General features: G+C 53.3%; 22 protein-coding genes. 10 read left to right on the plus strand and 12 right to left on the minus strand.

Features of this window, described 5'->3' with window-relative positions; genetic code table 11:
* Nucleotides 1–46 precede the first annotated feature (46 nt).
* On the minus strand, nucleotides 47–193 hold the full coding sequence (locus REH51_RS05735) for a hypothetical protein (RefSeq protein ID WP_009724855.1): 147 nt from the start codon (nucleotides 191–193) through the stop codon (nucleotides 47–49).
* A 47-nt stretch (nucleotides 194–240) separates the two neighbouring features.
* A complete protein-coding gene (locus REH51_RS05740) occupies nucleotides 241–1,866 on the minus strand; it encodes a BCCT family transporter (protein WP_009724856.1) in 1,626 nt (541 codons plus the stop codon).
* A 227-nt stretch (nucleotides 1,867–2,093) separates the two neighbouring features.
* On the opposite strand from REH51_RS05740, the gene REH51_RS05745 reads away from it, so the two are divergent.
* Complete coding sequence (locus REH51_RS05745; protein ID WP_009724857.1) at nucleotides 2,094–2,450, plus strand: hypothetical protein; 357 nt, start codon at nucleotides 2,094–2,096, stop codon at nucleotides 2,448–2,450.
* 21 nt (nucleotides 2,451–2,471) lie between these two features.
* Here the strand turns inward: REH51_RS05745 and REH51_RS05750 are convergent, their stop codons facing one another.
* The 6 genes from REH51_RS05750 to trmB form a co-directional block, all read right to left on the minus strand.
* Nucleotides 2,472–3,365, minus strand: a complete 894-nt coding sequence (locus REH51_RS05750) for an AEC family transporter (protein WP_498937142.1) — start codon at nucleotides 3,363–3,365, stop codon at nucleotides 2,472–2,474.
* Nucleotides 3,362–6,346, minus strand: a complete 2,985-nt coding sequence (glnE, locus tag REH51_RS05755) for a bifunctional [glutamate--ammonia ligase]-adenylyl-L-tyrosine phosphorylase/[glutamate--ammonia-ligase] adenylyltransferase (RefSeq protein WP_498937144.1) — start codon at nucleotides 6,344–6,346, stop codon at nucleotides 3,362–3,364. The genes REH51_RS05750 and glnE overlap by 4 nt, the downstream gene beginning before the upstream one ends.
* A gap of 73 nt (nucleotides 6,347–6,419) precedes the next feature.
* The gene (locus tag REH51_RS05760) at nucleotides 6,420–6,791 is read right to left on the minus strand and encodes a diacylglycerol kinase (protein ID WP_009724860.1); all 372 of its coding nucleotides are present in this window, start codon (nucleotides 6,789–6,791) and stop codon (nucleotides 6,420–6,422) included.
* Between the two features lie 29 nt (nucleotides 6,792–6,820).
* Entirely contained in the window at nucleotides 6,821–8,242 is a 1,422-nt protein-coding gene (gene dacB / locus REH51_RS05765; protein ID WP_009724861.1) for a D-alanyl-D-alanine carboxypeptidase/D-alanyl-D-alanine endopeptidase, read from the minus strand.
* 143 nt (nucleotides 8,243–8,385) lie between these two features.
* The gene (locus REH51_RS05770) at nucleotides 8,386–8,715 is read right to left on the minus strand and encodes a DMT family transporter (RefSeq protein ID WP_009724862.1); all 330 of its coding nucleotides are present in this window, start codon (nucleotides 8,713–8,715) and stop codon (nucleotides 8,386–8,388) included.
* On the minus strand, nucleotides 8,712–9,377 hold the full coding sequence (gene trmB / locus REH51_RS05775) for a tRNA (guanine(46)-N(7))-methyltransferase TrmB (RefSeq protein ID WP_498937147.1): 666 nt from the start codon (nucleotides 9,375–9,377) through the stop codon (nucleotides 8,712–8,714). Before trmB ends, REH51_RS05770 begins: the two co-directional genes overlap by 4 nt.
* A gap of 210 nt (nucleotides 9,378–9,587) precedes the next feature.
* Between trmB and REH51_RS05780 the strand changes: the two genes are divergently transcribed.
* From REH51_RS05780 to REH51_RS05810, 7 genes are all read left to right on the plus strand, one after another.
* Nucleotides 9,588–11,474 carry a beta-ketoacyl synthase gene (locus REH51_RS05780; protein ID WP_498937716.1) on the plus strand — a complete coding sequence of 629 codons (1,887 nt, stop codon included), beginning with the start codon at nucleotides 9,588–9,590 and terminating at the stop codon, nucleotides 11,472–11,474.
* Nucleotides 11,471–11,965, plus strand: coding sequence for a pantetheine-phosphate adenylyltransferase (gene coaD, locus REH51_RS05785; RefSeq protein ID WP_039869857.1), 495 nt, complete (start codon nucleotides 11,471–11,473; stop codon nucleotides 11,963–11,965). The genes REH51_RS05780 and coaD overlap by 4 nt, the downstream gene beginning before the upstream one ends.
* A 72-nt stretch (nucleotides 11,966–12,037) precedes the next feature.
* Nucleotides 12,038–12,286 (plus strand): YfhL family 4Fe-4S dicluster ferredoxin, encoded by a 249-nt coding sequence (locus REH51_RS05790; RefSeq protein ID WP_009724866.1) that lies wholly within the window; start codon nucleotides 12,038–12,040, stop codon nucleotides 12,284–12,286.
* A 12-nt stretch (nucleotides 12,287–12,298) separates the two neighbouring features.
* Nucleotides 12,299–13,606, plus strand: a complete 1,308-nt coding sequence (locus REH51_RS05795; RefSeq protein WP_009724867.1) for an MATE family efflux transporter — start codon at nucleotides 12,299–12,301, stop codon at nucleotides 13,604–13,606.
* 194 nt (nucleotides 13,607–13,800) lie between these two features.
* On the plus strand, nucleotides 13,801–15,111 hold the full coding sequence (locus tag REH51_RS05800) for a short-chain fatty acid transporter (protein ID WP_009724869.1): 1,311 nt from the start codon (nucleotides 13,801–13,803) through the stop codon (nucleotides 15,109–15,111).
* 90 nt (nucleotides 15,112–15,201) lie between these two features.
* Entirely contained in the window at nucleotides 15,202–15,726 is a 525-nt protein-coding gene (locus REH51_RS05805; protein ID WP_009724870.1) for an acyl-CoA thioesterase, read from the plus strand.
* A 32-nt stretch (nucleotides 15,727–15,758) separates the two neighbouring features.
* On the plus strand, nucleotides 15,759–16,763 hold the full coding sequence (locus tag REH51_RS05810) for an ion transporter (RefSeq protein WP_498937149.1): 1,005 nt from the start codon (nucleotides 15,759–15,761) through the stop codon (nucleotides 16,761–16,763).
* Nucleotides 16,764–16,783: 20 nt separating this feature from the next.
* Here REH51_RS05810 and REH51_RS05815 read toward each other — a convergent pair whose 3' ends face one another.
* The gene (locus REH51_RS05815) at nucleotides 16,784–18,178 is read right to left on the minus strand and encodes an aminotransferase-like domain-containing protein (RefSeq protein WP_498937151.1); all 1,395 of its coding nucleotides are present in this window, start codon (nucleotides 18,176–18,178) and stop codon (nucleotides 16,784–16,786) included.
* A 94-nt stretch (nucleotides 18,179–18,272) separates the two neighbouring features.
* Between REH51_RS05815 and REH51_RS05820 the strand changes: the two genes are divergently transcribed.
* Nucleotides 18,273–18,878, plus strand: a complete 606-nt coding sequence (locus tag REH51_RS05820) for a LysE family translocator (protein WP_009724873.1) — start codon at nucleotides 18,273–18,275, stop codon at nucleotides 18,876–18,878.
* Here REH51_RS05820 and REH51_RS05825 read toward each other — a convergent pair.
* Both REH51_RS05825 and REH51_RS05830 read right to left on the minus strand, forming a co-directional pair.
* A complete protein-coding gene (locus REH51_RS05825) occupies nucleotides 18,875–19,243 on the minus strand; it encodes an I78 family peptidase inhibitor (protein WP_009724874.1) in 369 nt (122 codons plus the stop codon). The genes REH51_RS05820 and REH51_RS05825 overlap by 4 nt on opposite strands.
* Before the next feature lie 106 nt (nucleotides 19,244–19,349).
* On the minus strand, nucleotides 19,350–19,481 hold the full coding sequence (locus REH51_RS05830; protein WP_498937153.1) for an entericidin A/B family lipoprotein: 132 nt from the start codon (nucleotides 19,479–19,481) through the stop codon (nucleotides 19,350–19,352).
* A 189-nt stretch (nucleotides 19,482–19,670) separates the two neighbouring features.
* On the opposite strand from REH51_RS05830, the gene REH51_RS05835 reads away from it, so the two are divergent.
* Nucleotides 19,671–20,090, plus strand: coding sequence for an HIT domain-containing protein (locus REH51_RS05835; protein ID WP_009724876.1), 420 nt, complete (start codon nucleotides 19,671–19,673; stop codon nucleotides 20,088–20,090).
* A gap of 1 nt (nucleotide 20,091) precedes the next feature.
* Here the strand turns inward: REH51_RS05835 and REH51_RS05840 are convergent, their stop codons facing one another.
* Nucleotides 20,092–21,096, minus strand: a complete 1,005-nt coding sequence (locus REH51_RS05840) for a nickel/cobalt transporter (protein ID WP_009724877.1) — start codon at nucleotides 21,094–21,096, stop codon at nucleotides 20,092–20,094.
* Nucleotides 21,097–21,114 lie beyond the last annotated feature (18 nt).

Consider the following 21,114-nt stretch of genomic DNA (forward strand, 5'->3'; position numbering starts at 1 on the left):
GTGACACGCTGATCATTGCTGCTTTTGCCATCCGTGGCAATCCGGTTCATAGCAACCAGTGTGCGACCACGGCGGCAATGCCCACCACCATCGCTGTAATAACAGCAACGGTGACAAGACGATCCAGCCAACGATCAAAAACCACCCTTTTGGGCTGTTTTCTAGTGGCACCGTGGTGTCCTTGCCGGGCCATTAGCACGCGTTATCCATGTGTGCGTTCCCTGTAAATAAGCGAATAATTCAACTATTAATGCGGCGGTTGACGACGCTTGGGGCACGGCGTAGGCGTTCTTCTTCGCCTAACTGCTCTGCTTCAAATGCATCGGCACCAACCGGCGTTTCCCCGTGGCGACGATATAGCTGCGTTAGCATCGCTTTGCGGTCAGCCCGCAGCTCGCGAACCAGCACCACAATCATCATATACAAAATAAAGGTAAACGGTAATGCCGAAAGCACAGCCGCTGACTGCAGGCCAGAAAGCCCACCCGCCACAATCAGCGTTAAGCAAATGGCTGCGATCAATACGCCCCAAATAATGCGCTTATAAAGAGGCGGATTGATGGAACCATTATCGGTCATTTGCGCCACGATGTATGAGGCCGAGTCTGCCGACGTCACCAGGAAAATGAAGATTAGCATCATAGCCACTACCGACAATGCACCGGTAAAGGGCATTAGCTCAAACATCTCAAACAGCGCCACGGTAATATTGGCTTCAGTAGCAGCAGCCAACCCAACATCGCTGCCCGACATTTCCAAATGAAGCGCGGCACCGCCAAATACGCCTATCCATAGACAGGCTAATAGCGGTGGCACAAACAATACGCCAAAGACATACTCCTTGATTGTGCGACCGCGGGAAACACGCGCCACAAAGGTACCGACAAACGGTGACCAAGCAATGACCCATGCCCAATAAAAAATAGTCCAGCTACTCGCCCACTCATTATCGCTGTAGGGCGAAATCCGCAGGCTCATACCGATAAAGTTTTGCAGGTAATCGCCAATACCCAGGGTAATGGTCTCTAAAATAGCAATGGTAGGGCCGGTGATTAATACATAAAGCATCAAGCCAATACATAAAATCATGTTTAGGTTTGATAACCGTTTAATGCCTTTATCCAAGCCTGACCATGTTGATGCCATATAAGCACAGAACATGACAAACAGAATGACAAACTGCCAAAAGCCATTTTCCGGCAAACCAAACACCGCATTAAGGCCACCGTTCATTTGCAGAACACCTAAACCAAGCGAGGTGGCGACCCCCATAACGGTGGCAACCACGGCAAAAATATCCAGCCATGATGCGTATGGGCGAACTCGGGGATGTTTAGCCGTCACCGAAGAGAGCACGGAAGACACCAGCCCTGCTTGCCCTTTCCGGAATTGAAAGTAGGCAATAATCAAACCCACAACAGAAAAAGCCGCCCACTGGTGGATGCCCCAGTTAAAGTAGCTGTACTGGATCGCATAGCGCGCGGCAGCGTCTGTTTCAGCAGGCACATCGCCATAAGGAGGGTTGATATAGTGAGTCATTGGCTCAGCCATGCCGTAGAACACCAGCCCAACGCCGAACCCTGCAGCCAGCAGCATGCTAATCCACGAGAAAAAACTGTAGCTGGGCGTACTGTCTTGAGGACCAAGGCGCACTTTTCCGTACTTGCTCAGTGCTAGGCCAATAAGAAAAACCACAAAGCCAAACACTGAAAATAAGTAGAACCAGCCGAACAGTTCAGTAATTGATGTGAGCGCTGCTTGGGCTGCATTACCAAAGCCTTCTGGGAATGCAGCACCAATAACAACCAAGCCGAATATAATCACCGCAGATGCGACAAATACCGACTTACCTCCATGATTTGCCATATAACCATCCTGTTAAATGAGCATTGTGTATAACAGAGTAAAATGTACCGATAAATGCAGGCGTTTTAAAACCTCAATCTTGTACCAAACATTAAACGACACGCCCCTCAACCTAACATAGTCGTATAAAATTTCTGCGCAGCCAGAATGAAGAAATGTTAAGCCAGGCCAGGAACTTGATACCCAACCTGTGTTCCAATAGGCGCATACGAACGACGGAGGCTTTCATGCCGCAAATGAATCGCGATCAACGCAATGCTGCGTGGCAAGCTGCTAATCAGTGGCGTGCACGGGCAGCTCAGACCCAGCCGACCGGCCTAATGGGCAGTCTTAAATTGTTACTGACGTGGCTAGCGTTTGGCGCACTGATGATCGTTGGTGTCGTACTTGGGCTCTTTTTCCTGCTTATTGGCTGGGCAATGATGCCGTTTGTCCGCCATAAAATGAAAAAACGTATGGAGCAGATGCGCGCTGACCATGCTCAGGATATTGGCGGCAGTTATACTCATAGTGACGCCTCTCCAGGCCAGCACGATGCGTTAGAGGGTAGTTACGAAGTTAAAGATGATCACCATCGGCCTTAGTCAATTGCTGTCCCGCCGTTGTTAAGGCGGCGATTGAATCCAGGCAAACGCCGCTGCTAATGTCAGCGGCATAACGATTAAGCTACCTAAGTTGCCGATCAGCACCAACGAGGCCACTTTTTGTGGGGCGAGTTTATACTGCTCTGCTACTAAGTAGTTCAGAACTGCAGGCGGCAGTGCGGCGAACACCAGCAGCACGGCCGTTTGTAGCGGATTTAACGGCAGTAACCACATGAGTGGAAGTGCGATCACTAAGCCAGAAAGTGGGCAAAGCACCGCGCCCAACAACCCCGTTCGCCAGTCATTAAAATCAATTTCCAGCAATCGAACGCCTAATGCAAAGAGCATCAGTGGAATACAGATGCCCCCTAACATATGCATCGCTTCCAGCAGCCAACTCGGTAACGCGACATCAGCGACGTTAACCACTAGCCCTGCCAGGCTCGCGGCTACAATGGGCATTCGTAACAGTCGCCAAAGCGGCGTGCGTGGGTCCAACATATAAAGACCCACTGAGAAATGCAGCAGCATTTCAACAATAAACACGACCACACCAGCCGGTAGGGCTTCTGGCCCAAAGGCGAGTACCAATAACGGTACCCCCATATTGCCAGAGTTATTGAACATCATTGGCGGCAAGAACACTTTTGCATCCAACGACAGCCATTTAGCGATCGGCCAAAGCACAAGACCAGATCCCAGCACGACGGCCACCGCTGCAGTGGCAAGCCACGCATAGTCCGCCAAAGGTGCCTGCCGATCAGCCAGCACGGCAAATACCAGTAGTGGTACAAACAGCTCCATGTTGAGCGTATTGAGGCTGCGAATATCGGGGTTACGGTAACGCCCGTAAACCGCACCACAACCAGCAATTAAGAACACGGGTAACAGCGTCGCGAGAATATGACCGATCATGGTTCAAGAAAACGCTGCCAAAGTGAGATAACTACATCGCGGTGGGTTTTAAACGCCTGTGCATCAACGATTGTTTTTTCACCGGTCAACGCCGCACGATGGGTACGACTGCGATAAGCGAGGTACGCTTCTCGTAACTGGTCCGCTTCTGACTCGGTGAGATGACCGCTCTCGGCGAGGGTTTCTAAAATGCGGATATTATCGCTATACGTTATTAATGCAGGCGTGTCATGAGCGAGTGATAACACCGCGTATTGGCAGAGAAACTCGATATCGACCATGCCACCCACATCATGCTTCAGGCTAAACACCTCTCCTACCGCATTATCTGGCTGCCCCTTTGAACCCTGTCCTTGAGAGCCAAGGTGATCACGCATTTTATGACGCATGCTGACAACGTCATCTCTCAAGGCTTGCGGATCACGCTCGCGACAAAGCATCTCACCGCGGATTGCATCGAATTTTTCCGCCAGCGCGTTACTACCTGCGACAACGCGCGCACGAACCAGCGCCTGGTGTTCCCAGGTCCAGGCGTTCTGGCGTTGATAATCCGCAAAGGCATCTAAAGAGGTCACCAACAGACCCGCATTGCCCGAGGGGCGAAGACGCATATCAACTTCGTAAAGGCTACCTGCAGGCGTTACTGCGGTTAAGAGGTGGATAATGCGCTGGCCTAACCGGGTAAAAAAGACCGGTGTATCGATTGGCCTGGCGCCATCGGTAGTGCCTTTTCCATCGCTATCATGAAGAAACACCAGGTCTAAATCAGAGCCGTAACCAAGCTCAATGCCCCCCAGCTTGCCATATCCAACAATCAGAAACGCTGGCTCTCGTGTATTGAGGCCTTCTGGAACACCATGTTTACGCGTGACATGTTTCCAGGCCATTGCTAACACGGCATCCAGAATGACTTCAGCGATATACGTTAAGTAGTCGCTCACCTTCATCAGGTGGCGTGTTCCAGCGATATCTGATGCAGCAACGTGAAGCATCTGTGCATGCTTAAACACGCGTAGCGCTTCCAACTGGGCCTCATCATCATCTTCCGGTAGACGATTCAATGTTTGGCGTAGCTCATCTGCCAAGCGTGACTTGTCAGCGGGAGTGTAGAGCGTGTCCGGCGTTAGTAGCTCATCAAGCAATATCGGGTAGCGCGCCAACTGCTCAGCAATCCAGTGACTGGCCGAGCACAGCTTCATTAGGTGCTCAAGAGCCTGGGGATTTTCACGCAGCAGCGCAAGGTAAGCAGTTCGCCGTAGCACCGACTCAATCAACGGCTGAACGCCGCTAAGGGCGTTATCCGGCAGCTCACTTTCCGCGACGGCAACCAGAAGTAGCGGCATTAGCGCATCCAGCCGTTCAAAGCCGATACGCTGCATGCTTTGCACCTGGCGGGAATGGTAAAGACCATGCAACCGTTTAAGCGCTTTCTCTGGTTCCAGAAAACCAGCATCCTTAAGCAGCGCTGACGACTCGTCCTGCTCTAGTTCGCCGCGCCACAGTAACCGCCATTGCGACAAGCCAAGGTTATCGTCGCTACTCTCTGCATCGGTATCCTCTTCCGGGTCAGCGATCACTGCATCAAAGTGCTGACGAACGCGTTCGCGCACTTCATCCAGCCGTGCGATGAGCCCAGGCCAATCTTCATGTCCCAAAGCAAAGGCAACCCGTTCACGGTCTTCATCATCAACGGGTAGCATTTGGGTTTGGCGATCTTCTAGCGCCTGAATAGCGTGTTCCATATCACGAAGATACGCGTAGTCAGGCAGCAGCTCATCAACGACCGCTTGGGGCAACAGTCCCAGTTCAGGCAATCGATTTAGGGCGGTCTTGAGCGAGGTCACTTGAAGCTCGGTATCGCGCCCACCGCGAATTAGCTGAAACGCCTGGACAACGAACTCAACCTCTCGAATTCCACCGGGCCCTAGCTTGATATTGCTTTGCATGCCCTTCCGCTTTACCTCGCGATTGATCATCGCCTTGAGCTCACGCAGCGACTCAATCGCACCAAAATCCAAGTAGCGGCGGTAAACAAACGGCCGGAGGCTCGCGAGCAGCTCATGCCCACCGTCTATGTCTCCTGCGACGGGTCGCGCTTTGAGCATGGCATAACGTTCCCACTCACGGCCCTGGTCTTGGTAGTAACTGGAAAGCATCGAGAAACTGCCCACCAGAGGGCCACCGTCACCCAGTGGGCGCAGCCGCATATCAACGCGAAATACGAAACCGTCGGCCGTCATGGCATCTAAAGCGGCGATCAGTTTCTGGCCTAGCTTGGTGAAGTACTCTTGGTGCTCAAGGGGCTTGCGACCGCCTTCGGTTTCACCTTTTTCAGGGAAGGCGAAGATCAGGTCGATGTCTGAGGATAGATTCAGCTCACCCGCGCCGAGCTTACCCATACCCAGCACCACCAACCGCTGGGACGAGCCATCTCTGCGGGCCGCAGGCATCCCCCAGCGTGGGGCGTAAAAACGTTCAAGCCAGCTTAACGCAGCTTCTATACAGACTTCCGCCAGCCACGAGACTGCCTGAGCAGTGTCCCACATGGTGTAGCCATCAGGGCGATTAAGGTCGCGCCATACGATCCCGAGCATACGGGCACGGCGAAAACGGCGAATAGTGCGGTGCATTGCCTCTTCGTCATCGGCATTTTCCAGCGCATCATCTAACCAACTCGCTTGCGTTTCTTTACTTGCCGTTGCATCCAGCTCGCCAGCCACATCCAAATCAATCAGCCAGTGGGGAAAACGCGTCAAGGTCTCTAGGGTGAAGCTTGAGCCAGCCACGACGTTAGCTAATGCTTCACGACGCGCGTCAGAAAGCGCCTCCCAACTACTGGAAGGCAGCGGCTGCTTGGTCATTGAGGCAACATTATCAGCTTGGCTAAGCGCTTCACTTAATCGCTGCCATGCGCGCTGTGCAGCGGGCTTAAGCGCTGTTGGCAGCACCTCCTGGGGTAAAAACGCGTCGTTTAACTGCATACCCACCTCTCTGCCAAGCGTCTATTATGTTTGTTGATGAAGCTAATCACTGCATGGATTGAGTAGAAGCGATTTAGCCAATCAATTTTTGCCAGCCTAACAGCCCCCAGGTTAAGCCTGCCATGATCAACGACAGCATAACCGCCGCGGAGCCAATATCTTTAGCACGCCCTGAAAGCTCATGATGCTCGGTGCCAATGCGATCGACAACGTTCTCTATGGCACTATTGAGCAGTTCCACAATCAGTACAAGAAACAGGCTGCCAACCAGCAGCAGCCAGCTAATTGGCCCTTCTCCAATCCACCAAGCGAACGGCAGTAACACCGCTGTAATGCCTACTTCTTGGCGAAATGCAGCTTCATTTCTAAAAGCGGCCTTTAGCCCTTTCCACGAATAACGCGTTGAGTGCAGTAAATGGGTTAACCCCGTATGTCCTGGCTTCATGCCCGTTGCCTCGGCAGTAAAAATTAAGATTAATTGGCTAATATCATCGCATCTAAGTCCAACGATAAGGGATCAAGCACCTCGGGCCAGCTAAGGTAAGGCGTACTACCACTGCCGTTAACTAACACACTAAACACGCCCCAACGCCCCTGAGCGGTACGGAAATACCCCGCCACGGCGCGAACAGCAAACGGCTGATTGAGCGTGCCAGTCTTCAACATGACGTTATTTTGAAACGTTGGTGAACCACGGCGAATAAAGCGCATTACTCCATTGGCAGGCGACTGGAAGGAAGCGACGAAACTAGGAAAAAGGGCACTCTGGTGAAACATATCCTCCAACATCACATTGACACCATGGGCAGAGGTACGGTTATCAGTCGTCAGCCCGCTGCCGCTGTGCATCGTCAGCGGCCCGTGCCCTGACAAGCTTTGTGCGTAGGTTTCAATCGCTTGCCCCGCTTGGCGCAGTTGCGCTTGGGGCGTTTCCACCAGATTCAGCGCCAGCACGTCAGCCATGTAATTATTGGAGTAGTTCATCGTACGCAGCAGCAGTTCCTGGAGTGGCTTACTATCAATTGCCGCCAAGCGCTGCGCGCTACTCGGTGGGCGGGTTGAGCTGACCCGCCAGGGGTCACGAACACTGACACCCGCTTGATTCAGCATGCTCAGCAATACTTGGGCAGTTTTCTCTGCTGCATCGCCAGCCCCACGGTAAACATCACGGGCAGTCGCATTGGTTGAAATTTGCCCGGTAAGACGTAGAACATCACCACGCTCATCGGTAATGCGCTCTGCGCTGATGTCTGTGCCGCTATTAGCGGGGCGTGTGGTGACTTGGTTATCAATAGCAATTAACGGAGCTTGGCTATCGCATAACCCCACGCGGGCAGGCTCTCCCGCAGTCGCAGCAGGGGCTATGTTGGCGCACCAGCTACCAAAATTGACGCCTGCCGAGGTGAGTGGCGCACTGTAAGCATTGGTGACTCGAGTACGCGCATTACAGCGATCCGTGGTAATACACTCAACAGGGCCAAAGCGCCACTGACTGACCACCAGAGCGCCATCCACTTCGCGCACACCAGCAAGCTGCAGGCGCTGTACTAACCGCCAAAGGTCTTCGGTCGTGAGTCCTGGATCACCCCCACCTTCAAATACCAAGTCACCGCGCAACACACCACTTTCCACATTGCCCGTACTGACCAGTTGGCTGGTAAAGCGATGCTGGGGCCCAAAATGATTGAGTGCCGCAGCAGACATATAGGCTTTTGTAACGGAGGCTGGCGACAGCTGACGCTCAGGATTCAGGCTACCCAGTAATGCATTACTGCCGGTATCCGCATCCAGTAAGCGCGCTTCAGCGCTAATTGCAAACCCCTTACTCTCTAACTGGCCTAGTCGGCTGAAATCGGCATACAGTGCAGGGCTTACACACAAGGCAGCACTTGCCATACTTGTCATTAACGTCCGACGCCAGCGGCGTATGGATGATTTAACCGAATGATTAAAAGCTGAGAGTTTCTCGGCAGAATCGTTAACCTTTAAACACTTTGTATCTGAGCACTTAATATCTGAGCACGTCACGCTTACTTTCCTCAATGCACGTTCATTTTTGAAAAGACTTGAAGTATGACTACTCCAGCCACAATCAAACTAATGCCAATAACCGCGGGTAAGTCAGGCTTTTCACCGAAAACCATAATGCCAACCAGCGTGACCAACACGATGCCCAGGCCCGCCCAGATGGCGTAGGCAATACCGACAGGCAATGTCCGCAACACCAGGCTCAACAGATAAAATGCCACGCCGTAGCCTACAACGACCATGATGCTTGGCAGCGGTCGTGTGAATCCCATTGAAGACTTGAGGGCGCTAGTGGCGATAACCTCAGCAACAATCGCTAACACTAGATATACAAACGTCATGCCCGCTCCAATTCAATCTGTAATCGCCAAAGCGTTTGTCCGCTTTGATCATACTTTGCTTCAAACGGCGTTAGATACCTGCCGTTAGGAACCAACGATGCAATGGTTGCCTGCTTTCCCGTTACCAGGGCGGTTGCCAGAGCAAACTCTTCAACATACAGCAGCCAATTGGAGCGCACTTCTAAGTGGCCCCCAAGGGCTAGCAGTGTGGGGAAAACAGGATGCCCATGCCAGCGCATTTTTAAATGCGCGGCTTTTGGATAAGGGTTAGGGTAAAGCAGAAAGTGGCGCTCGGGCGCCCAATTTGCCTGTTCAGCAAGTCGCCAGAAGTCGACAAGGTCAGCTCGCACCAACAGCGCGTTAGCAGGCAACTCGCCATGGTCTCGACTTAGCCGGTCTTCGCTCCGGTCGACGCCGATAACCGCATGCGATGGAAACTGTTCTGCCAAACGGCGTGTTGAAAGACCCACACCGCAACCGGCATCTAAGATCAGCGGTGCTTGCTGCGTTTGAAGCCACGTATGCGCATACTCAAACGCCTGTAGAGTATGCGTAGCAATTGGCTTTCGCAGTGGGTTTTCTATGGCACGCGCCACCCTGCGCGCCACATCTTGATGCGGGCCTGGCTGATTGGAAACCACGGGTCGTGATGTATGCTGCATGCCATCCCCTGCTTAAAAAAAACGTGATTCTATCAGTCTACCGCGCACGCGGCATGACGCCGTTGTATGCCCGGTGCTATGATCACGCTCGAGAGTATTATTAAGCGCAGATGAGCAGCACTTTTTTGCTATGCCTCTGACAATAACTGTTACTAAAAACCACCGCACCACGAGGAACCCGGCTTGTCACACTTACCGGTGATTGTCGGCATGGGCGGCATCAATCCCGCCGGCAGAACCTCGGGCCACCAGGCCTTCCGCCGCACCGTGCTTGATGCTCTTCCAGCTGACCAGCAGCGCCAAACACTGGAAGGCTTGGCAGCGCTTATGCGCCTTGCCGAGCATTCCGATAACGGCTGGCATGATAGTGCCGGCCAGCCCATTGACTCCCCTGCTCAATCCTTGCGCGATCATGTGCTTAACCACACATTGATTCGGCGCAACGAGGATCCACGCTTTCTCGCCCCGGGCTTGCCAGCCAACCGACGGGCAGAAATGACGCTGTCTGAACCGGTGCGTTTTACATTGCGCCGCCGTCAGCTGCCCGAACAGCTGCCTGAAGGATGGCAGGTAGAGGACATTGACGCGAAGGAAGTCGCCGTCACCGTGCCCGCGGGTAACTTTAGTGCTCTACTGCCTGACGCCTTAGAGCCAAAGGTGCGTGCGGCTGCCCAACTGCCGAGTGGCTTCGATCCCGCCAGCCTTTACCGTAGCGTGCATCATCCGCGCGGCCTGTCGATGGCAGTATTTAGTGCTAGTGACTGCCTAGGCGCGAGCGGGCTCGCTTGGGAATCAATTCGCCAGCGGCTTGATCCTGACCATATCGCTGTATATGCGGGCAACTCCATTGGCCAGCTAGATGACCAAGGCTGGGGCGGTTTGCTAAAGAGCTTGGTCAGTGGTCAACGTGCCACGTCTAAGCAAATGCCGCTGGGCTACGGGCAAATGCCCGCCGACTTCCTCAATGCCTACGTATTAGGCAGCGTGGGTAGTACCGGTGCAGCCCTAGGTGCCTGCGCCAGCTTTTTATATAACCTACGCCTGGGGATTGATGATATCCGCGCAGGGCGTTGCCGAGTCGTTATGGTGGGCACGGCAGATGCGCCGATCACCCCCGAAATCATCGAAGGCTTTCGCGCTATGGGCGCACTGGCCGATGACGCCAGCCTGAAAGCGCTGGATTCTCTAGCGCTACTTACCGACGCTGACTACCAGCGCGCCTGTCGCCCGTTCGCACGCAACTGTGGCTTCACCATGGCGGAAGGGAGCCAGTTCGTGCTGTTAATGGACGACGCGTTAGCACTTGAGTTAGGGGCGGATATTTTAGGTTCAGTGCCTGATGTATTCGTTAACGCTGATGGCTTTAAGCGCTCTATTTCCGCACCCGGCATTGGTAACTACATCACCCTGGGCAAGGCAACCGCTTTGGTAAAAGATATGCTAGGTGAGAAAGCGCTAAAAGAGCGTACCTTCCTGCATGCCCATGGCACCAGCACCCCTAAAAACCGTACTACCGAATCCCATGTTTTCGATGAAATTGCCCGCGCAAATGGTATCGAGAACTGGCCAGTGGTTGCCATTAAAGCGTTTATCGGCCACTCCCAGGGGTCTGCGGCAGGCGACCAGTTGGTAAGCGCTCTGGGCAGTTTTGCTCATGGGTTACTGCCGGGCATCCCCACCTTAGATGCGGTCGCGGATGATGTGTACGCCAAACGGCTACGCTTCTCCACCACGCCATTACCCTTTAAGGCAGATGCCGCCTTTATCAACGCGAAAGGGTTTGGTGGTAATAATGCCACTGGCGTCGTGCTCTCTCCCCAGGTCACCGAGCGCTTGCTCACACAACGCCACGGCAGCGCAGCCATTAGCGCTTGGAAAACACGCCGGGAAGCCGTTCGCGAGAATGTCGCGGCTTATTTAGAAGGCGCTGACCGTGGGCACTATGCGCCTCGTTACCAGTTCGGTGAAGCCGTTCTGGAGGGCCCTGAGCTTGAAATCCATGCCGACCGTATTCATATTCCTGGCTATGAACACGCCGTTTCGCTCACGGCGGATAACCCTTTTGGTCAGCTTGACGAACAGGAGACGCCCGAATGAGCGATCAACGTGTGAATATTGCTGTCTACCCAGGCACCTTTGACCCTATCACCAATGGCCACTTTGACCTTATCGAACGAGGTGCGCGGATGTTCGATAAGGTGGTCATTGCGGTCGCCGCAAGCCCCGGCAAGCGGCCTAGCCTTGAGCTGGAAACACGTATTGCGCTTGCCAAAACAGTATGTGCTTCCCTACCGAACGTCGAGGTCATCGGCTTCTCAACGCTGCTGACCACCATGATGCATGAACAGGGAGCCACCATTATTCTACGTGGTCTGCGGGCTGTCTCGGATTTCGAGTACGAGCTACAGCTGGCCAATATGAATCGTGCGCAAAACCCTGAACTTGAGAGCGTTTTTCTCACCCCAGCGGTGGAAAACTCCTATATTTCATCCACCATTGTGCGAGAAATCGCCAAGCTGGGTGGCGATATTTCACCGCTCGTTCATCTGCAGGTCGCAGAGGCACTGCGTAAGCACTACACTATCTAACGATCGATATTGTTGAGTAAAACGCTCGGGTATATAACTACCTGGGCGAAAAGCCATTCGTGAGGTATGCCCATGGCCCTGATGATCACCGACGAATGCATTAACTGCGACGTCTGCGAACCTGAATGCCCTAATGACGCCATCTCTCCTGGCGATGAAATTTACATTATTGACCCCAATTTATGCACTGAATGTGTGGGTCACTTTGACGAACCCCAGTGTCAGCAAGTGTGCCCTGTGGACTGCATTCCTCTCGACCCAGAGCGCCCCGAGACACACGAGAAACTCATGGAGAAGTACCGCATTATTACTGCTGCTTAGGGTCGTTGCGACGTGCGTATTTGGACCCTTGCTTGGCCCATCATTCTTTCGAATATAACAGTTCCTCTACTAGGGCTTGTCGATACCGCCGTGGTCGGGCACCTGCCCGACTCTCGCTATCTGGCGGCCGTGACTCTCGGCGCGACACTGTTTAGCTTTCTCTATTGGGGATTTGGCTTTCTACGTATGGGCACTACCGGCTTGGTCGCCCAGGCAATCGGGCGCGAAGCACATAGTGATGTACGCAATTTACTGGGTCAGTCACTCATTATGGCAGTCGTTATCGGCGCGCTGCTGATTATCTTTGGCTCGCCGCTGATTTCCCTAGGCCTATGGCTGTTAGACGGTAGTGAAGCGGCGACGCCACTAGCACGGGAATATGCCGAGATACGGCTCTGGTCAGCCCCAGCAGTGCTTGCGAACTACGCCATCCTCGGCTGGTTTTTGGGTCAGCAGAACGCTCGTGTCACGCTAATGATTTTAGTGCTGACCAACAGCGTCAATATCGTGCTCGATCTTTGGTTTGTGGTGGGGCTAGGGATGACCAGCGGTGGCGTTGCCATGGCCAGCGTGATTGCCGACTACAGCGCGCTCGCCTTTGGCGGCTATTTGGTACTACGTCAGCTTGGTCACTTGGAAGGCTGCTTTCAACGGCAGCGGCTTTTGGTGCTGTCAGCCTACTCAGCCCTATTTAATGTTAATGCCAATTTGTTTGTGCGCACCTTAGGGCTACTGTTTGCCATGGCCTTTTTTACCGCACAGGGGGCACGCCAGGGCGACACTGTGTTAGCCGCTAATGCCGTGCTATTGCAGTTTATTATGCTCACTAGCTACGCACTTGATGGCTTCGCCCACGCAGCGGAATCGCTAGTAGGCCGCGCTTTTGGGCGGCGGGACTGGCGGGAGTTTGCAGCGACGGTTAGGGCGACAGCGCAATTCTCATTCTGGACAGCCACGGCGGCCACCCTTGCTTTCGCATTAGGGGGAAATTATTTGGTTGCCCTGCTGACGGGGCTGGCAGAGGTTCGTGCCACCGCCGCTAGCTACCTGCCTTGGATGGTAGTAATGCCATTAATTGCCGTATGGAGCTATTTATTAGACGGCGTCTTTATCGGCACCACCGCCGTGCGCGAAATGCGCAATAGTATTTTTATTGGCTTAGCGGTTTACCTACCTACTTGGTGGCTATCCCAAGGGTTTGGTAACCACGGTCTGTGGCTAGCCTTTACGCTTTTTATGTTCACACGTTCGGCGGTATTGATTGTCTACTATTACCGCTACCGCCAACACCATTGGCGCCCTCAGCGTGGAAATCTATAACGCTGAGAACATAACGCCAAACTCATAGGGCCCACTCCGTTGAAGCTCATCACGCATAGCTGCTACTAACTGGGCTACCGTAATAGTGAGTATCTGAGCAAGCATTTTAGTAAGCACCTGACAATAGATGAAAAATACGGTGTACCGCCGTATATTAGCCACGCACTTCCTAATAACGAATAAAGAGAGCACTCATGCTAAAACTCATATCAAAACCAGCAGTTAAGCTGGTCGAGCGCTACTTGCCTGATCCCTACATCTTTGTTCTGCTGCTAACATTAATTGCGTCTGTCGCTGCGATAGCCGTTGAGCGCCAAACACCGCTTGCCGTGCTGCGCATGTGGGGTGATGGCTTCTGGGGGCTACTCACCTTCTCAATGCAGATGCTGCTAGTGCTAGTCACGGGCTTTATGCTGGCAAGCTCACCACCGGTAAAACGCATTTTGCAGAAAATCGCTAGCACTGCGAAAAGCCCTGGTGGCGCGATTATTCTGGTCACGCTCGTGTCGCTCGCTGCCAGTTGGATTAACTGGGGGTTTGGTCTCGTTGTTGGGGCGCTTTTTGCCAAGGAACTCGCCCGCTTGATACGGGTGGACTATCGCCTTCTGGTCGCCAGCGCTTACTCTGGCTTCGTGGTTTGGCATGGCGGCCTTGCGGGTTCGATTCCGCTGACCATTGCAACAGAGGGCCACTTCTCCGCTGATCAAATTGGTGTTATCGGTACCGGTTCGACTATTTTTGCCTTCTTTAACCTTGCGATTGTTGTTTGTCTGTTTATTGCCGTACCGCTGGTTAACCGCTTCATGCTGCCGGATGAAAAAGACAGCGTGTATGTGGATCCAAAGCTGTTAAACGATGAACCTGAACAGCAAGGTCGTATTACCCGCCCAGCAGAAAAGCTCGAAAACAGCATGCCACTCGCCCTGCTAGTGGGCGTTCCAGGGCTTCTGTTCCTGCTCGACCACTTTCTACTTCGTAGCGGAGGATTGAACCTTAACGTCGTCAACTTCCTGTTCCTATTCTTGGCCATTGTGCTGCATCGCACGCCGCGCAACCTGCTCAACAGCTTGAATGAAGCCATTAAAGGCGGCGCAGGAATCGTTATTCAGTTCCCCTTCTACGCGGGCATTATGGCCATTATGGTGCAATCGGGATTGGCTCAGAGCATGTCTGAGTGGTTAGTCTCTTTCGCCACCGCTACGTCGCTGCCATTCTGGTCCTTCCTAAGCGCAGGCATTGTGAACCTGTTCGTGCCTTCCGGCGGTGGCCAATGGGCTGTTCAAGCCCCGGTCATGCTACCCGCTGCAGAAGCGCTAGGTGCTGACATTTCGCGTGTGGCCATGGCGGTAGCCTGGGGCGATGCCTGGACTAACTTATTGCAGCCCTTCTGGGCGCTGCCGGTGCTGGCTATCGCAGGCCTGAAAGCGAAAGACATCATGGGTTTCTGCCTAATCCAGCTGTTTGTCACCGGCATTATTATTTCCGTTGGCCTAGTATGGTTTTAGCATTAACGACGCAATAGCTTTAGAACTCTAGCTACCTACATAGCGCCCGCCCCTTGGGGCGGGCATTTTAATCTCTGAAGGTTTTTATTTATGTCAGACACCCACGCTGAACACAGCGCCCTACCCGGCCAGCATGAACTCTCCATGACCGTGTTAATGACGCCCGACATGGCCAATTTCAGTGGCAAAGTACACGGTGGTGCTATCCTTAAAAAACTCGATGAGGTGGCCTACGCTTGTGCAAGCCGCTATTCAGGCCACTATGTCGTCACACTTTCTGTCGATCAGGTGTTGTTTAAACAGCCGATTCACGTAGGCGAACTGGTGACCTTTCTAGCCAGCGTTAACCATGTGGGGCGCTCTTCTATGGAGATCGGAGTTAAGGTAGTGGCCGAAGATATCCGTGAAAAGCTGATTCGCCACACCAATAGCTGTTACCTCACCATGGTGGCGGTAGACTCGGACGGTAAGCCTGCGATAGTGCCGCCACTTGCGCTGGAAACTTCGCTACAGAAACTGAGATTTGAAAAAGCCGCGCTGCGCAAAAAACTGCGTAAGCAGGCGGAGCAAGAAGAGCTGCTAACTCATCAAAACCACCACCAGCAGCACTCTTAACGCTAACCCACACCGCAGAGCAAGGAGCCCTCATGCCCGTCAGGGAGCGCAACCCACAGCTACCTAAAACCGTTGAGTATGCGCATATCGGTTGGGATTTTTTCATCCTCGCCGCGGTTATCATCAACCTTAGCCTGTTACTATTTGACTCATTGTTTCTGATTGGACCGATTAACGACGCTATTGCCAGCCTCACACCCGGCTTTCACGTTTTTTACGACACAGTGATCCACAGCCGTTTTATTACCATCGACTTGTTTTTTGTCGGCATTTTTATAGCGGATGTACTGCTGGGCTGGATGGTAGCAATTGCCGAGCGGCGCTATCACCGCTGGTTTTTCTACCCTTTTGTTAACTGGTACGACGTGCTTGGCTGCATCCCCCCTAGCGGGTTCCGCTTATTGCGCGTACTACGCGTGGTATCTCTCTTAAACCGACTGCACCGGCTGCGCTTAATCGATGTGACAAGCTGGTCCAGCTACCGCTTTTTGGCCAAGTATTACGACATACTGTTGGAAGAACTTTCCGATCGCATTGCACTGCGGCTTCTTAGCAATGTACAGCAACAGGTCACTGCCAGCGACTCACTCACTGAGCGGGTCATTGATCGCGTTATCCTCCCTCGTAAAACTCAGCTGATTCATGAAATATCCCAGCGTCTGGAGGCGACGGTAGGCCAAGCCTATCAGCAGAATCGGATTGCTATCATGGCGTCGATTGATGACCTAGTCAGCCGAACACTACGGGAAAGCCCAGAAATTCAAAAACTACACCGCCTCCCCATGGGGAGAACCGCCTCAAACGCTATGCAGGCATCACTTAGCGGGGTTGCCCAACGGTTAGTAGATGAACTGGCCCAGGGCATTCACTCAGCGGAGTTTCGCCAACTGGTTGAGCGCACGGCCGAAACAGGCTTCAACAGCTGGCTAACTGTGGATGAAACGAGTGCGCATGTCACCGAACAAGTGCTTTACGACACTCTCGAAATGCTCAAAGAACAGATACACCACCAAGGATGGAAAGACCGTTATGAGTAGCTTGGTTATTAACAGCTTTGTTACACGGTAATGGTTGCCAATGGCGGCTGAGCCAGGCACTGCTTAATAACGCTCACTGCCTGAGTTAATGCCTGCCTATCAGTAGCAGCGCCAATACAAATCCTAATTGCCTGGGGCGCGGGCGTACTTCCCACACAAAAAGGCTCCGCGCTTGAGACTTTAACGCCTTGCAGTTGCAAGCGCTTGCACAGTTCGATGGCGCGACTCCCTTCCGGCAGCGTGAGCCAGACATTACTGCCGTTGTGACTCCGACCCAGCGTGTAACCGGAAAGCATCTCTGTCACTATTTGCTGTCGCGCGGCCAGCTCCTCAGTTTGCCACGCAAGCAGCGAAGCTGCCTCAGGCTGAGCGATCCAATAACAGGCGATATCGACCATCAGTGGCGGCACCATCCAACTCTGCGCTCTTAACCCGGCGGCAAGGCGCTCAAGCAGCACATTAGGCGTGCGCAGAACACCAATACGCAGCCCTCCCGCCAATACTTTTGCCGTACTGAAGACAAATAGCGTCCGCTCTGGAGCTAACTGATACAGCGGTGTACCGCGCTGCTCAGCAGGCAAGTACTGCACACCATCTTCTAATAGCCAGCTGTCATAACGCCTGGCAAGCGCTACCAATTGCTCACGCCGAGCCTCGCTGAGACAAGCGCCGGTAGGGTTATTCTGGTCGGGTGTCACATAGATTAGCCTAGGCGGCTGGCGGGCACACTGCGCCTCCAGCGCCTCCATGCACATGCCTTCTTCATCAAAGGCAATACCGACCATTTTTAGGTGTGCTTGCTGGGCGGCACTAATCGCACCTGGATAGGTCAAGGCATCGGTAGCAATTAGTTCACCAGGGCGCAGCAGCGTACTAAGCACAAGACTAATGCCATGCTGCCCCCCTTGAGTAATCAACAGCTCATCCGCGTTCAGCGACATACCTAACTGCGCTAGCCATCCCGCCAGCCTCTCGCGGTGACCTTCGGCTCCCCGAGCATCAAGATAGGAAACTCCCCGCGTCACTGCAGAAGGCGATTCGCTCATTGCCTTTAATGCATCACTAAACGCCTGTAAACGAAGCGGGTGAGGTGGCGGCAAGCTTAAGCTTAAATCGATGACATCGCTGTCATCATTCTGACGCCACGCCATATCAAAAACGGTTCTTTCCGCAGGTTGTTTGACGAAGGTTCCACTGCCTACTCGGGCAGTTCCCCAGCCATGGTGTTCTGCCTCAGCATACCCACGCGTAACGGTTCCTACGGTTACCCCCAACGCATCCGCTAAACGCCGCTGAGGTGGTAAGCGTTCGCCTGGAGCAAGCTCTCCGGCCGAGATGGCTGCGCCAATAGACTGGGCGATAGCGCGATAGCGTGGCCCAGAAAAGCACTCGAGTGAAGGCACCCAAATTGTCATGGTGACAATAAAACCTTTGACGTAGATTTAACCGCCATTATGCTTAAAAAAGTGACTAAAAGACAACCTAACCGAAAAATTGTATGGATACAAAATGAACAACGAATGGCTACTACTTGGCCCTGCAGCGCTTTACATGATGTCGATGACGCTTACTCCTGGGCCGAACAACATTATGCTGACTGCCTCAGGGGCGAATTTTGGTTTTCGGAGAACAATGCCTCATATGTGGGGAATTTTAGGCGGCTGTTTTCTGCTATTTTCCGGTATCGCACTAGGGCTTGGCGTTTTGTTTGAACGCTTTCCCATGGTGCAGACAACACTTCGCTGGGTAGGTAGCGCCTATTTGCTGTATTTAGCCTGGAAAATAGCCACTGCACCGCCGCCAAACCTCAAAGGGACTCAGCACGGGGTGCCATTAACCTTTTTCCAAGCCGCAATGTTTCAATTTGCCAACCCCAAAGCGTGGGTAATGGGGCTGGCGTTGATGGCAGGGTTTCTTCCCGAAAATGGCCAGCCAGTGGTAAACGCATTGGTGTTAGCGGGTTTCGCGGAATTGGTCGCGCTGCCGTGCATTGCCCTGTGGGCAGCGTTTGGCAGCGCTATTGGACAGTGGATCAAAAGTGATAAAGCCTGGCGGCTATTTAATATCACCATGGGGCTGTTAACGGCCGCCTGTGTGGTGCTGATCTTACGCTAGCCGCAGCGCAGCGCTTCAATCATGTCATTACTTTCTAAAAGAATATTTAGGCGATCTTCCCGGTAATCCATGGTCGCGGCGCTGTTAGGCCTGAGCACACGCACCTGCTGAGCACCACTCTCACTTTGCAATGTGGGCACATTGGTTTCATCAAAGGGAGCGCCAATAGCGTACTGCACTGCTTCAGCACTACAGGTGGTGTTCGTCACGCTAGAAGACTGGCCTACGGTAGGCGGCACTGGAGCTGAGACATCATCGGGTGAGCCAGCACATGCCACTAACAAGGCCGACACTGGAACTACTGATGCGAATAATACAGTGAGACTGCCCAGTTTTTTCTTCGCGCAGCGTAATGGATGATTCATTATGATTCTTCCTTGTTTGGCTAATAACTACCCAGAATGCAAAGCGGGCTAGACAACTATGCCTAACCCGCTCATTCACGCCAAGAAACATCCGTTATAAATAATGTTAACTCGCTGCGTCCTGAACAGCTTTTCCTCCCTCTTGGACGTCTTGTCCTGCACCAGAAATCGTATTGCAGCCCGCTAAAGCACCCGCAGTCATCAGTAAAATAAAGCTGCCAGCCAATAGCTTTTTCATCGCTGTTCTCCTTAACAAGTTATTCAAAGCCGGGAAGCTCCCACGGAAGCCTTTCCGTATAGGAGTACTTTCAGCGTAACAGGTTTTAATAATTACGCCTGTTTTGATCTCTACTTACCGGGCCCTTGGTAAGGAGCAAGGCGAATCAGCAGCTGCTATGATGATTTCATTATGTAAAGGAGTACTGATTTGAAAACGTTTGAACTTGACCCACGGCTAGAAGCGGATACCTTGCCGCTCGCTGACCTTACTCTGTGTCGCGCGCTGCTAATGAACGATGCGCGCTATCCTTGGGTAATTCTGGTTCCCAAGCGTGACTCAGTTAGCGAAGTTTTTGAACTGAGCCAGGATGATCAAGCCCAGCTATGGCGTGAAACGGTAGCGTTAGGGGCAGCGATGAAGGAGACATTCCACGGTGATAAGCTCAACATTGCCACCTTAGGTAATGTCGTCAGCCAATTGCATATTCATTTGGTGGTGCGCTATAAAAATGATGCCAGCTGGCCAGCGCCGGTATGGGGAAGCGGCAGTCCAGAGCCCTATGAGCTAGCCCTACAGGGCAGTCGCCGCGAGCAGTTGCTTGCCCAAATTGAAGGTTTAAAGACTTAACTTACTTCCCCAGCAAAGAGCCCTGCCTTGATGGTGGCTCGTTGAGTAATGGACCGCTGGCTGGCTGGGCGGCGCCAGCCAGGGAAAGCGATACGCCTAACGCAACTATGAGAGCACCGCCCGCAAGCGCCGCCCACCCAGCCGCTTTTTCGACCATCTGTCGGCTGCTCTGTCGCTGTAACCGCTTAGTAGCCCAACCGCGAGCCACTATGCTTGCTAGCGCCAGCACAGAAACGGTAATACCGGTACCAAGCGACATGGCGAGCACCGAAGCGACACCGACGTAAAACTGCCCCAGCAGGCTAGCAGCCCCCAACATAAGTACTGCCCCCGTGCATGGACGCATACCGATAGCGCCGACGGTCATCAACGCTGTGCGCCAGTCGAGCGCCTGTTGAGGCTCGATATGATGAGCGCCACCGCAGCAGTGGGAATGGTCATGGCTGTGGCTGTGGCTGTGGCTGTGGCTGTGATCAACAGCATCACTGGCGTGGGCTGAGTAAGCTTGGCGCAATTGTTTTATCGCCCGCCAGCATAACCAACCACCTAACAGCGCCACTAACATAAAGCTGGCTTGCTCTACCCACACCACGCTACCCATTGCTTGGCGGGTCAGCCAGCCAAGACCATGAACGAGTACTGCTACCATGGCAATGGCCGTTACCCCCTGTAGCAGGGATGCAGCAAAAGAGAGCCCCAGCGCGCGGCGGGTAGCACCGCCGTGGGATGCCAAATACGTCGCTAGTACCGCTTTGCCATGCCCAGGCCCCGCGGCATGAAAAACGCCATAAGCAAAGCTTACCCCTAGTAACGTTAGCCAAGTGTTGGTAGAAGGCGTGCGGGAGAGCTCGGTGATAGCAAGCGTTAGGGTGCGATGTAAATCACGTTGCCAAGCCAGCAACTGAAAGCTCACTCCCTGCAAATTAGCCTGTACGATAACGACCAACAGCAGCGCCCCGAACACGGTAAGCGCTCCCCATAACAGTTGTTGCCGCGTTAAAGGCATTGCCCCTCCACCAAAAAG

The organism is Halomonas bluephagenesis, assembly GCF_054790765.1.